We start from the raw sequence: 13,191 nt of genomic DNA, 5'->3' as shown, positions 1-13,191 counted from the left end.
TACCCCATTTATTTTTCGAAGAAAAATGGGGTACGTCCCCATTTATTTTCTGAGGAGCGAATATGGCAATCCAGACGGTGGCAACTACTCCTATCCCCGGGCAACGCCCGGGGACTTCGGGGCTGCGCAAGAAAGTCGCAGTGTTCCAGCAGCCTCACTATCTCGAGAATTTCGTACAGGGCGTGTTCGACACGCTTGGTTCAGTCGCCGGCAAGACGCTGGTGCTGGGCGGCGATGGCCGTTTCCACAATCGTGAAGCAATCCAGGTAATCCTGAAGATGGCCGCTGCGCACGGCTTTGCACGCGTGTTGCTGGGGCGGGGCGGCATCCTGTCCACGCCGGCCGCGAGCTGTGTGATCCGCAAGCATGGCGCACTGGGCGGCATCATCCTCTCGGCCAGCCACAATCCCGGCGGCCCGGACGGCGATTTCGGCATCAAGTACAACGCCGCCAACGGCGGCCCCGCGCCTGAAACGCTGACCGAAGCAATCTACGAACGTACGCTGGCGCTGGCGCAATACCGCATCAGCGATGCGTCCGATATCGACATCGATTCACCCGGTGCGCGCACGCCCGTCGAAGCCATGGCGGTCGAAGTCATCGACCCCGTCGCCGACTATGCGGAACTGATGGCGAAGCTGTTCGACTTCGACGCCATTCGCCGCCTGTTTGCCGGTGGCTTTACCATGCGGTTCGACGCCATGAATGCCGTTTCCGGCCCGTACGCCCACGCCATCCTTGAGGGCATGCTGGGCGCACCGGAGGGCACGGTGATCAATGGCACGCCGCTGGCGGACTTTGGCGGCCTGCATCCCGATCCCAATCCGGTGAACGCAGAAGAACTGATCGATATCATGTGCGCCAACGCCGCGCCGGACTTTGGTGCCGCCTCCGACGGCGACGCCGACCGCAATATGATCGTCGGCCGCGATTTCGTCGTCACACCTTCGGACAGCCTGGCCGTGCTGGCTGCGAATGCGACCGTAGCGCCAGGCTATGCGGACGGTATCGCCGGCATTGCCCGTTCCATGCCCACCTCGCGTGCCGCCGACCGGGTGGCTGCCGAACTTGGCGTGCCTTGCTATGAGACGCCAACCGGGTGGAAGTACTTCGGCACGCTGCTCGACGCCGGCAAGGCTACCTTGTGCGGCGAAGAGAGCTACGGCACCGGTTCGCGCCACATCCGCGAAAAGGACGGCCTGTGGGCGGTATTGTTCTGGCTGAACCTGCTGGCCGTGCGCGGCGGCTCGGTGCAGGACATCGTCACGGCGCACTGGCAGCGCTTTGGCCGCCATTACTACTCGCGCCACGATTACGAAGCCATCGCAAGCGATGCGGCGCAGCTGCTGATGCAGGACTTGCGCATCAAGCTACCCAACCTGCCGGGGCAGAAATTGAACCATTACCAAGTGCAGGCCGCCGACGATTTCGAATACGTCGACCCGGTGGACGGCTCGCACGCCAGCCAGCAAGGCGTTCGCATCATGATGACGGACGGCTCGCGCATTGTGTACCGCCTGTCCGGTACCGGCACCGAGGGCGCCACCTTGCGCGTCTACCTGGAGCGCTACGAGGCGGATCCGGAGCAGCATCATATCCCAACGCAGCAAGCCCTCGCAGGGCTGATTGCAATCGCAGACAGCGTGGCGAGCATCGCCATGCACACAGGCCGCAGTAATCCAACAGTCATTACATAGGAAAAGCTGAATGAAACTTTCATCCCTCGCGTTGTCCTTGCTACTTGCCGCTGGCGCCAACAGTGCATCCGCGGCGCCGCCCAAGCCCTTCCTTTGGGAGAATGCGACCGTCTACTTCCTGGTGACCGACCGTTTCGCCAATGGCGACAAGGCGAACGACCTGGCCTATGGCCGCAAGGCAGACGCTGCACCACTGCGCGGCTTCATGGGCGGCGATTTCAAGGGGCTGACGGCAAAGATCAAGTCCGGCTATTTCGACGAGCTGGGAGTGGACGTGATCTGGACCACCCCGCCAGTCGAGCAAATCCACTCCGGCACCGACGAAGGAACCGGCAAGTCCTACGGCTTCCACGGCTATTGGGCGCGCGACTTTACTGCGATGGACGCCAACCTTGGCACGGAAAAAGACTTCCGCGATTTCGTTGAAGCCGCTCATGCTCGCGGCATTCGCGTGCTGCTGGACGTGGTGATGAACCACACGGGCCCAGTGACGGAGGCCGACCCTGCCTGGCCCAAAGGCTGGGTACGCACCGAGCCGCAATGCCAGTACAAGGACGTGCCGTCCACCGTAAGCTGCACGTTGGTAAAGAACCTGCCAGACTTCCGCACTGAGAGCGATACGCCGGTGGAACTGCCGCCAGCGCTGGCAGCCAAGTGGAAAGCCGAAGGCCGCTACGAACGCGAAGTGAAAGAACTCGATGACTTCTTTGCCCGCACCGGCTATCCACGCGCCCCGCGCTACTACCTGATGAAATGGCACGCGGACTGGGTGCGCAAATACGGCGTCGACGGCTTCCGCGCAGATACGGCCAAACACGTTGAGCCTGCGGTATGGGCCGAGCTGCGCAAGGTCGCACTGGCCGCGCACGACGAATGGAAAAGCCTGAATCCAAGGAAGGTGCTGGGTGATGGCCGCTTCTACATGCTGGCGGAGGTCTACAACTACAACATCGCTCATGGCCAGGACTTCGATATGGGCGGCGGCGAGAAAGCCAATTACTACGCGAATGGTTTCAATGGCCTGATCAACTTTGGCTTGGTGCATGATGCGAAGGGCGACTACGAAACCTTGTTCAGCAAATACGCGGCGCAACTTGCTGGTCCGCTGAAAGGGCATTCGGTCATGAACTATATGGACTCGCACGACGACGGCAATCCCTTCGACCCTGCGCGCCAGAAGCCGTTCGAGACAGCCAACAAGCTGCTGCTCGCCCCCGGCGCCGCACAGATCTACTACGGCGACGAAATCGCACGGCGCCTCGACGTGGCCGAAGCGAAGGGCGATGCAAAGCTGCGCTCCTTCATGAATTGGGGCGACTTGAAAACAAATGCCAAAGTGAGGACGCACTGGGCAAAGCTGGGGAAATTCCGCCAGGCGCATCCTGCGGTCGGTGCCGGCGAGCATAAGAAGCTGGCGGACCTGCCGTACACCTTCAGCCGCGTACGTGGCGAGGACAAGGTAGTCGTGGCGCTGGATGTGAAGACCGGCCAGCCAGTGGATATAGCGGTCGGCGGCGTATTTGCAGACGGCACCAAGGTAAAAGATGCCTACGCCGGCGTCGCCTATACCGTGAAGGACGGCGTCGTTCGCACCAACGGCAAAAACTCCACAATCCTGCTCTCGCCATAAGGCCGGCTTGGGTCCGGCTTGCCAGAAGCGCGCAGTTTGGCGCAAACTATCGGATTGTAAAAAAATCAATTCAGCAATGTTACGAGTAATTGCCACCGTTTTGTCTTGCCTGTTTTTCCTGAGCGGGTGCTCTGGCGTTCCAGACTGCGACGGTGGGCGCGCGGAGGACGAAATGGCGGCACACGTTTACACGATAGTATCAAGGGCTTTCGACGATGTATCGCAAAGCGCATTGCAGAAGGCAGCGCAAAGCGCATCGCAGAAGGCGTTTCCTGCGGCTATTCCTGTGCCGCCCCGGCACCAGGCGATGATTGACGCCTACCAGCCGTTCCTCGCGGTTGACCACGACGTCATGTGGCTCTTGCCCCGGCTTTACGCGCGGATGCCGGCAGGGTGGCAGGAAATTGGCCTTGGCACCTACTTGAGAAAGAGTAACTTCAGGGAGCTTAAGCGAGATCAGGGTGAGGCTGACTGACCACGAGAGGCTCCCGGACAGGATTGAAGGTGGAATAAACTACACCAAGGTTTGCCGCGCCAAGCTGTGGATAGAGTCCACTTCGGACTCGGCACCGAAAGTGGCCCCAATCACGTTGGTCTACTCCGCCAACTCGCCACCACGTACTTCGGTTCCAATCCACATTGGGATCAACTTCTTTGAGGCGTCGGAAGCGCCTTTACCATTTTCGCTCACCGAGATGGAAAAGATTCAGCTGATGATGTTTGGCGCAACAAGAGATAAGGAAGCACGGCCAGCACCTCAGCGGCCACTTGCCCGTATCCAGCGGGTCGGCCTGCGCGCGCTTCGCGTTCATGTCGAAGCTGCGGAGGCGAAGAAGACGCCATCCGGCCAATAACGCCATTGCGCCTGGCAACAAGATACAAGTTTTTGCAGGTTATGCGATGACCTCCCCAAGCTTAGGCGCAAGCTGCATTTTGAGGTACATGATTTCATGGCCGGCGTAATGCCTCACAGTTTCACCAACATTCGAAAAACCATTCCGAGCATAAAATCGCAAGGCATCCCCGTTCGATTTTGCGACGTTCAGGGAAAGACCTTCCGTTCCCCTTGCCAGCACGGCATCAAGCAGTGACTGGCCGATACCTCTGCCTCGCACCGCACCATCAACAAACAGAGCCCTCAATTGGCCGGCAAAAGTCGCCGCGAACCCACGTACAGTGCCATCGTCGAACACGATGACATCGGATTCGTAAAAAGCCGCCAGGAGAACTTCGTCCTGATTAAGTGGGGTGACGTTAAAAGGGTAGGGCTCGAACTTCAGTTCTTCCCGCTTTGCTTCAAAATAGATGCGACAGACTGCAGGGAAGTCCGAGGCTTTGAAGTCGCGTACCGTCATTGCTAAGCTGTTCCTATTTGAGATCCGAAGCCGGTGGTTCGCATAACTCGCAATTCCCTGTTTTGTCGCTGGGATTTTTCCTCGCTAGCGACAGAATCTTTTCCACTTCCTTCCGGCGAAGAGAGATTGTCTTGTCCTCTTTAACGCCGTAACGAATTGCGGCGTCATAAAGCACGTCAGCCGATTCCACTGCACCCGCGAGCAGCTCCAGATTCGCCCAATCGAGCAGCAGCCCTGCAACCATTTTGTCTGGAGCGGGAACGAACCAGATCCGCTCCGTCAGTTGGTAGCTTAGCGCACGGCCCATCGCGTACAGAGAGGTTGGCTTTCCATCGTTCCCGTTGGGAAGCTGTGCCGGAAGTCGCGGCATTGCATCATTGCCGAAGTCGAGATTCAGGATTGATTTTCCAGAAGTCGGCCGAGGGACTTTCCCTAACTTTGCATTCAGGATGTGAACATGCAGCCATTCAGTTCCAAAGTGGTCGTTCGGATTTCGCTTCAGCCCTTCGAGAATCCATTTCAATGCATCTTCGTTCTGCCCCAGTAATTCGTATGCAGTACCCAAGTTGGACGCTGTTTGATATTTCCCTGGGTACTTGTTCTCTATAAATTGAAGCAGTTTCACCGCTTCAGGCAATTTGTCGAAGCGGATCAGAACTGCGGACAATTCGATTAAATTGCGGAATGTTGGCGACTTGCGCACTTCTGCGACCGCGTACTTAGACCAAGGAATCAGAAAGGCTTTGTCGTTCGGTGTGATCAGCTGGGGCTTGAGGCCATTGCCCGTGTATGTGCCTGGCCTGATGATTTCGCCGCGGTAGTTGGTGCCGACCGAATTGATACATGCATTGGCTTGCAAGGAGGCGATTAATATGGCTGCGACGACCAGAGCGTGCAAAGTTCTCTTCATGGAGGAGACCAAAATTGAATCAGGATATCATCACGCCTGATCCAGAAAGCTCACCGATTTCCACACTCTTCTTCGCCGGGATAAGTAATGCGTACCCCTTCAACGCTGGCAAATGGCGTCATCTTGTGTGGTCGCCGTTGTCGCGCGTCGATGATGTCGTCCACGTGCACGCCGCGGACAAGCAAAGCGTCGGCCACCAGCGAGCGGTGGCAGCGCCACGGTACTGCTTCGGCACACATCAGCACACAGCACTTGTTGCGTCCGAGTTCCACCACAGCATCGACGTTCTCCGCAAACTCCTCCGTCTGCATATAGTCGGCATAGCCGCGAAAGGACAGGTTACGCCAGCCAGTATTTTCGGAATCCTTCCGTGGACGACGCAGCCCGCCAAGCCCGCGCATATAACGGTACTCGATTCCTGCTGCGGCCAGCGACGCAGCTAACTGGTCTTGCCCAAACTGTGGATTATGGCGCGACTTCGGCACCGTCCTGATGTCGAGAAGGCATTCGATGCCGTTTTGGCGCAACAGCCCGATGAATTCGTCGACTGAACGATTCGAGTGGCCGATAGTGCAGACGAGTTCCTGCGTCATGCTCAGCTTTCGCGATGGCTTTATCCATATTCTGGCATGAACGCACATTCATTTGCGTCCATCTGAAATGGCGCACCAGCCTGTTGAGCATTCCATCCATTTGCAGTGATATCGCCTTGAATCGCGCGAAGGATGATTGTCATGGATGGGCGGCCGCTGGCCTTTAAGTTTATTCAACAAACACTATAGCCGTCCGCGCCGGAATGGTGAAGCTGCCCGTTGCTGCGTCGTAGCGAGCCGCCGCCCCAGCTTGGACGGGATGCAGGCGATAAGCCTTGCCGGCTTCGCCAGCGGCGACGATTGTCTGCTCCACCTTGTCCGCGTTGATAAAGTAAGCAACCGTCTTGAACCCCGCGCCTTCATAACCAGCGCCATCCAGGCGTGCCGCGACGACGGTTGCCACCTGTTCCGGTCCGGTGTTCAGGAAGTGCAGGCGTTTCCTGATATCGTCCGCGGTCCGCATGCGGAACAGTGTACTGCTGGCACGAATGCGCAGCAGGTCGCGGAAGGCGTCGCGTGAGAATGCGATATCGACGGGCGTTGGCTGCAGCGCGCGATTGGCCAGCAAGGGCTGGAGCAGTGCATAGTCCTTGCCGTTGTCCGCAGCAGGCGGCAGGCCGGATCCGAAATAGTTGGTCTGGTAGGTCCAGTCGAGGCGATTGAACCAGTCGCCCGATTCAAAGCTGTTGCGGTCCATCGATTTAGAACGCAGGATTTCAAACCCGGCGTGGTAATACGCCACGCCCTGCGAGAAAGCGTTGATTGCCGCCGCCAGCATCTGCACGCGTGCGCGGTCGGCGCTGGTTGTGGATATCGGCAGCTTGAGGGCATTGATGTCGTACAACGTCTGGTTATCGTGGTTCTCTACGTAGTTGACTACTTCGCTGGGCTGGCTCGCATAGCCGGCCGGCTGGTTGCCGCCATACACGATTGCCTGCAGCTCCTTGGTTTCACCGGTAAAGGTCTGCATGCGGTAGCTGCGGATCGAGCCTGCCAGGCCGACTTTCACGAGGTCGGATGCCTTCATCAGGTCCGTCACGGGACGCAAGCCGGCGCCGGCGTTCGGGTCGTACACAAGGCCATTGATGAACCCCTGCTGCGCGACCATTTGCGCACCCGAATCTCCAGCGCCTCCGCCGCGTACTGCATCGCGCGCGCGGTCGCTGAATGTGCCGATGCCGCTGCCGTTCAGCGACAGTTGCGAAGCCTGCACGAAGCGTGCACCGTCGGCGACTTCGCCGAAGTTCCAGCCCTCGCCGATCAGGTTCACGTGTCGCCCGGCCGCTTTATTGACGCGCACCTGCAGCGCTTCCATTGCGGCGCGCGGCTGGTGTCCCATCAGGTCGAAGCGGAAGGAATCGATGTGATAGTGCTTGGTCCACAGTTCGGCCGAATCGATCATCAGCTTGGCCATCATGCGATTCTCGGTGGCTGTGTTGAAGCAGCAGGTGGAGTTTTCGATTTCGCCTTTCAGGTTCAGCCGCTGGTAATAGCCGGGTACGATGCGGTCCAATACCGAGCGCTCGTGCTGTCCGCCGCGATAGGTGTGGTTGTAGACCACGTCGGTGCCGACCCGCAGGCCGGTCTTGTGCAGCGCCATCACCATTTCGCGTAGTTCGATAATGCGGCGCGCGCCGTCGGAGGCATCGGTGCTGTAGCTGCCTTCAGGGGCGTTGTAATGCCAAGGGTCGTAACCCCAGTTGTAGCAGTCCTTCAGCGCGTTGTCGCTGACGATTCTCTGCTGCTGGTCGCTGTCCGGCGCGCCGTGCACGACGGGAGCGACGCAGCCTTTTTCCGGCACGCTGCCCAGGTCATACACCGGCAGCAGGTGCACGTCGGTCAGGCCAGCCCTGGCCAGCATGGCAAGATGCTTCATGCCATTGGATCCGGTCTCGCGGAAGGCGGTGTATTTGCCGCGGTTCATGGCACTGACCGACAGGTCGTTGATCGAGAAGTCGCGCACATGCAGTTCGTAGATTGACAGGTCCGGCTGCGCCTTCACCTTGGCAGGCGGCTGGTCCTTGCTCCAGCCGGCGGGCGCCAGGCGCGGGTCGGACAGGTCGGCGATGTAGCTGCGGGCGGAATCGGCGGTCAGGCTGACCGAATAAGGGTCCGTAACGACGTTGCGCACCAGGCCAGTTTTCGGCGCGACCACGTCCACCACGTATTTGTAGTAGCGGCCGGACAGGTTGCTGGGCGAACTGGCGGACCAGATGCCGGTTTTTGCGTCGGCATGCATGGTGGTGATGGATTTGGGCTTGCTGCTGCCGGAGTCGAAGACGCAGACGGAGACGCGTTGCGCGGTCGGCGCCCACAGCTTGAATGTGGTGCCGCCTTTGGCGATGCTGGCGCCAAGGTCGGTCGTTTGTTCTGCAGCGGCGTAGACGTCATCCAGCACGCCCGGGACTTGCAAAGCCGTGGCGTCGCGCACGGTGCCGTCGGCGTTCTCCTGCACCAGCACCAGTTGTTTCGGCAGCAGCGCCGGCAGGCGGACGCGGTCGGCGGGGGACAGCGCGAGCAGTACGCCGTCTCCGGTATATCTGAAGCGCTCGGCCAGAGGCGAGGGAAGCGCTTCTGTCGTTGCGCTGAGCTGCAGCGCACCATCCGCGCCGCTAACGGTGGCGCCTTGCGGGGCGCTGATGCCGGCCGCGGTTGCGTAATAGAGCCTGAAGCCGCCCTCGGCCTGGGCGCCGGGCCATTTCGCCAACCTCCCGTCCAGCCACAGGGCGCGGGCGTCAAAGCCTTGCGTACGGGCCAGCACTGTTTCGTGCGGGCCGTCGCAGGAGGCCAGCGTGTGCGGTGTCGCTGCAGTTGGCGCTGCGGTGAGGGCGGTGGTTGGTGCTGCCGCGGCGGAAACTGCCGCAATAACCGCCGGCAGGGCCGCGACGAGGGTGCGCTGCTTCATTGGGTCTCCGTAGTAGTGATTCTACAGAAATCTTACCGCAATACGTGTAGCTTTACTACATTTTAGTCGCGCTGGATCTGGTGCTTCTTCAGCTTGTCGTACAGCGTTTTGCGGGGCAGGAGCAGGCGGTCTGCCGCCAGTGCCACATTGTTATCGGCGGCGGCCAGGGCGCGCAGGATCAGGTCGCGCTCAAAAGCGTCGACTTGTTGCGGCAGGGACGGCTGCTCGGCGTCCAGCGCCACCGCGCCGGCGGCGGGCGCGCCGGCTGCCATTGCGACGCCGGCCGCTGACGCAACACCAGCGCTCATCGCGGCGCTGCCCGTGGCCCCAGCGCCGGCAGCCCACTCCATGCCCGCACCCGTGGCCACGCCCGCAGGCGAGGAAATGCCCGCACCTGTGGCAAATGCCGGGCTGGCCGCGCTGCCTACCGCGGCAGCGGCAGCGGCACTCGCCGGGATGCCATGCGGCGGGGCGATCGACGCGGCAGGTACCAGTCCAAGCGTCAGGCGTTCCGCGAAGTTGCGCAGTTCACGTACATTGCCCGGCCAATCCGCTGCCTGCCACACAGCCATCTGCTCGGGCGTCCACATCGGCATCGGCCGCTGGTAGCGCTGGGCTGCCTCGGCGACGAAGTGCGCCAGCAGCAACGGAATATCCTCGCGCCGGTCGCGCAAGCGCGGCAAGTCGATGCTGATCACGCCGATCCGGTAATACAGGTCTTCGCGGAACAAGCCCTGCGCCGACAGCGCCAGCAAGTCGGCCTTGCTGGCGGCGACTATCCGGCAATCCAGCGCGACCGACTCGTTCCCGCCCAGCCGTTCAAGGCGCCGCTCCTGCAGCACGCGCAGCAGCTTGACCTGCAAGGCCATCGGCATGCTCTCGATCTCGTCGAGGAAAACCGTGCCGCCATTGGCGAATTCCAGCTTCCCGATGCGCCGCTTTTGCGCGCCGGTGAAGGCGCCCGCTTCGTGGCCAAAGATCTCGCTCTCGAACACCGACTCCGGCAAGGCACCGCAGTTGATTGCAACGAAATTCCCCTTGCGCCCACTGGCCGCGTGAATCAGCCGGGCCATCACTTCCTTGCCGGTTCCGGTCTGGCCATTGACCAGGATATCGACGCCGGTCGGCGCCACGTTGCGCACGACAACCTTCAGGTGTTCGATGGCTTCGGAGCGCCCGATCAGGTCAGGCATGTCGGGATGCTGCGCGCGCTCGGAACGCAGGCGGCGGTTTTCCAGCACCAGGTTGCGGCGCTCCTGGGCGCGCTTGACAGCGTCCATCAGGCGTTCGGAGGCGAAAGGCTTTTCGATGAAGTCGTAGGCGCCGGCGCGCATGGCTTCGACCGCCATGCTGACGTCGCCGTGACCGGTGACGACAATGACCGGCAGCTCGGCGTCCAGCGCCGCCACGCGCGCCAGCAAGTCCAGCCCTGAAAGTCCCGGCAGGCGCACGTCGGTCACCACCACGCCAGCGAAGTTCGCCAGCAACAACGGCAGTGCTTCCTCGGCGCTTGCGCAAGCCTGCACCGCAAAACCGCCCAGTTCCAGCGTTTGCGAGGTGGCCAGCCGCAGCGCGGCCTCATCTTCAACCAATAGCGCCTTCATGGGGCAGCTCCTTCTTTGATAAGCGGTAAGCGTAACTCAAACTGCGCGCCGCCGCCGTCCAGGTTGCGGGCCGAGAGGCGGCCGTTCATTGCCTGCACGATCGACGAGGAAATCGCCAGCCCTAGGCCCAGCCCTTTCCCGGCCGGCTTGGTCGTGAAGAAGGGCTCGAACAGGTGCGCTGCCACTTCTTGCGGGATGCCCGGGCCGCTGTCGCTGATGCGTGCCACGCCGTCGCCGCCTTCACGCGACAGCACGACGGAGACGCGTGGCTGCGCAATGCCCTCGACAGCATCGAGGGCATTGCGCAGCAGGTTGATCAGCACCTGCTCGATACGCACCGTATCGCCTGCCACCATCACCGGAACGGCGCCGGTATCGATCTCCATCGCCACGTTGCGGCGCTTGCTCTCGCTCTCCAGCAGGAAGGCCGAGCTGCGCACGGCGCGCCCAAAGTCCACCGGGCCGACGGCTTCGTCCTTGCGCGCGAAACCTTTCAGCTGGCTGATGATGGCGCCCATGCGCGCACTGGCATCGCCGATGTGGCCAAGGTTGCTGGCCGCCTGTTCCGGCTGGCCGCGCTCCAGGAAGGTGCGGGCGTTGTCGGCAAAGGCACGGATCGCTGCCAGGGGCTGGTTCAGTTCATGGGTCATGCCGGCCGCCATCTGGCCCAGCATCGCCAGTTTGCCGGCCTGCACCATTTCGTTCTGCGTCGTGCGCAGGATGCGGTTGGTTTCGCTCAGTTGCTGCGTGCGCTGGGCGATGCGCGACTCCAGTTCGCGGTCGAAGGCCAGGCGTTCCTCGCGCCGCCGGCGGCGCTGGTGCATGGCCCAATACGATACGCCGCCGCAGGCCAGCAGCAGGGCAGTTGCCAGCGCCCAGTTGATGCCGCTGCGGACCACGCGCAGTTGGCTCGGGAAGATCATCAGCTGCCAGCCAAGCCGTCCCACCTCCTGCGTGACGCGCGGGCCGGGATTGCGGGCCAGCGGCGTGACATCGCGGCCGATGTATTGCTGCGTGCGGGCCAGTTCAGCCAGCGCGCTGGGCGGCAGCGGCTCCAGGCTGTGGTAGCGCCAATTCGGACGGTTGCTGAGGAAGATCACGCCATGGCGATCGGCCAGCAGGATCGGATCTTCGCTGCTGTTCCAGTTGCGTTCCAGTTCGGCGAGGCTGATCTTGACGGCGATTACGCCATCGATCTCGCCGTGGCGGCGCACCGGCTGTGCGATGAAGTAGCCCGCTTCGCTGGTGCTGGTGCCGATGCCGTAGAAGCGGCCCGCATCGCCTCGCAGCGCGGCCTGGAAATACGGACGGTAGGAAAAATTCTTGCCGGCGAAGCCGAGCGGCTGGTCCCAGTTGCTGGCGCCCAGCGTGAGGCCGTTGCGGTCCATCAGGTACAGCGCACCAACCTTGGCTTGCTGCTGGATGGTTTGCAGCGTTTCGTTCAGCCGGGCGATTGCTTCAGGATCTTTCGGGCGGGCCAGGGCGTTGGTGAGGTCGGGTTGCTGCGCCAGGACGAAGGGAAGGGTTTCAAAGCGTTCCAGCACCGACTGCAGTTCCGGCGCCATGAGCTGCAGCTGGCGCTGGCCCTGCGCCAACTGTTCGTTGCCGGCACGATAGGCGCCGAGCAGGTAGGCGGCCACGATAATCGCGGCCGCCGGGGTTAACAGCAATAGGAAAGGTTTGCGCATAAGCGCAATTTTAGTCCACCGCAGCCATGCGCAGTTCGTCGCTGTGGTGGCGCTGCTGCTCTTCCATCACCAGCGCGCCCAGTTCACGCTTCAGGGCATTGAAGTCGGCCGATGCGGGGTCGCGCAGGCGCGGCAGCTCCACGATCATGTCGCGCTTGACGGTGCCAGGGCGATAGGTCATGACCACGATGCGGTCGGCCAGGTAGATTGCCTCTTCGATACTGTGGGTAACGAAGATGATGGTCTTTTTCAGCTCCGACCAGATGCGCAGCAGCTCGTCCTGCAGGTTGCGGCGGGTCAATGCGTCCAGTGCGCCGAAAGGCTCGTCCATCAGCATGATCGGGGAATCCAGTGCCAGCACGCGCGCGATCGCCACGCGCTGGCGCATGCCGCCCGACAGGTCTTTCGGATAGCGGTTGCGGAAGTCCGACAGCGACAGCATCTGCAGCAGCTGGTCCACGCGCTGCTTGATTTGCGCCTGCGCCATGCCTTTGACTTCCAGGCCGAAGGCGATGTTCTTTTCCACCGTCATCCATGGAAAGAGGGCGTATTCCTGGAACACCATGCCGCGTTCCGGGCCCGGGCCGGTGATCAACCGGCCGTCGGCGGTGATCGCGCCGCTCGATGGCAGCGAGAAGCCGGCGATGGCGTTCAGCAGGGTCGACTTGCCGCAGCCCGATGGTCCCAGCAGGCAGACAAACTGGCCTTGCGGGATCTGCAGGTTGATGTCGCGCAGCGCCACCACTTCGCGGTTGTCGGTCTTGAATACCTTGTTGACGCCCTTGACGTCGATATGGGTTGCGCTCATC

10 protein-coding genes are annotated in these 13,191 nt (G+C 61.5%); 3 read left to right on the top strand and 7 right to left on the bottom strand.

The genetic code is table 11. The features are described from left to right. The first annotated feature begins 62 nt into the window (after positions 1-62). From ACN9MZ_RS24365 to ACN9MZ_RS24355, 3 genes are all read left to right on the top strand, one after another. Positions 63-1,697, top strand: coding sequence for an alpha-D-glucose phosphate-specific phosphoglucomutase (locus ACN9MZ_RS24365; protein ID WP_426339422.1), 1,635 nt, complete (start codon positions 63-65; stop codon positions 1,695-1,697). A 10-nt stretch (positions 1,698-1,707) separates the two neighbouring features. Continuing rightward, complete coding sequence (locus ACN9MZ_RS24360) at positions 1,708-3,327, top strand: alpha-amylase family glycosyl hydrolase (protein WP_426339421.1); 1,620 nt, start codon at positions 1,708-1,710, stop codon at positions 3,325-3,327. 172 nt (positions 3,328-3,499) lie between these two features. After that, positions 3,500-3,802, top strand: a complete 303-nt coding sequence (locus tag ACN9MZ_RS24355; RefSeq protein WP_426339420.1) for a hypothetical protein — start codon at positions 3,500-3,502, stop codon at positions 3,800-3,802. Positions 3,803-4,220: 418 nt separating this feature from the next. On the opposite strand, the gene ACN9MZ_RS24350 is transcribed toward ACN9MZ_RS24355, so the two are convergent. The 7 genes from ACN9MZ_RS24350 to ACN9MZ_RS24320 all read right to left on the bottom strand — a co-directional run bounded on the left by ACN9MZ_RS24350 (position 4,221) and on the right by ACN9MZ_RS24320 (position 13,190). Further along, positions 4,221-4,682 (bottom strand): GNAT family N-acetyltransferase, encoded by a 462-nt coding sequence (locus tag ACN9MZ_RS24350; RefSeq protein WP_426339419.1) that lies wholly within the window; start codon positions 4,680-4,682, stop codon positions 4,221-4,223. 13 nt (positions 4,683-4,695) lie between these two features. Further along, on the bottom strand, positions 4,696-5,592 hold the full coding sequence (locus tag ACN9MZ_RS24345; RefSeq protein ID WP_426339418.1) for a tetratricopeptide repeat protein: 897 nt from the start codon (positions 5,590-5,592) through the stop codon (positions 4,696-4,698). A 50-nt stretch (positions 5,593-5,642) separates the two neighbouring features. Then, positions 5,643-6,185, bottom strand: coding sequence for a DUF488 family protein (locus ACN9MZ_RS24340; protein WP_426339417.1), 543 nt, complete (start codon positions 6,183-6,185; stop codon positions 5,643-5,645). Positions 6,186-6,354: 169 nt separating this feature from the next. Beyond that, positions 6,355-9,090: an alpha-1,6-glucosidase domain-containing protein gene (locus ACN9MZ_RS24335; protein WP_426339416.1), complete on the bottom strand. Its 2,736-nt coding sequence runs from the start codon at positions 9,088-9,090 to the stop codon at positions 6,355-6,357. Between the two features lie 62 nt (positions 9,091-9,152). Beyond that, the gene (locus ACN9MZ_RS24330) at positions 9,153-10,694 is read right to left on the bottom strand and encodes a sigma-54-dependent transcriptional regulator (RefSeq protein WP_426339415.1); all 1,542 of its coding nucleotides are present in this window, start codon (positions 10,692-10,694) and stop codon (positions 9,153-9,155) included. Next, positions 10,691-12,382 carry a sensor histidine kinase gene (locus ACN9MZ_RS24325; protein ID WP_426339414.1) on the bottom strand — a complete coding sequence of 564 codons (1,692 nt, stop codon included), beginning with the start codon at positions 12,380-12,382 and terminating at the stop codon, positions 10,691-10,693. The genes ACN9MZ_RS24330 and ACN9MZ_RS24325 overlap by 4 nt, the downstream gene beginning before the upstream one ends. A gap of 10 nt (positions 12,383-12,392) precedes the next feature. Next, on the bottom strand, positions 12,393-13,190 hold the full coding sequence (locus ACN9MZ_RS24320; RefSeq protein ID WP_426339413.1) for an ABC transporter ATP-binding protein: 798 nt from the start codon (positions 13,188-13,190) through the stop codon (positions 12,393-12,395). Between the last annotated feature and the right edge of the window lies 1 nt (position 13,191).

Source organism: Pseudoduganella sp. S-14 (assembly GCF_049913285.1).
Classification (GTDB): Bacteria; Pseudomonadota; Gammaproteobacteria; order Burkholderiales; family Burkholderiaceae_D; genus Rugamonas.
This window is presented reverse-complemented; position numbering and strand designations above follow the sequence as displayed.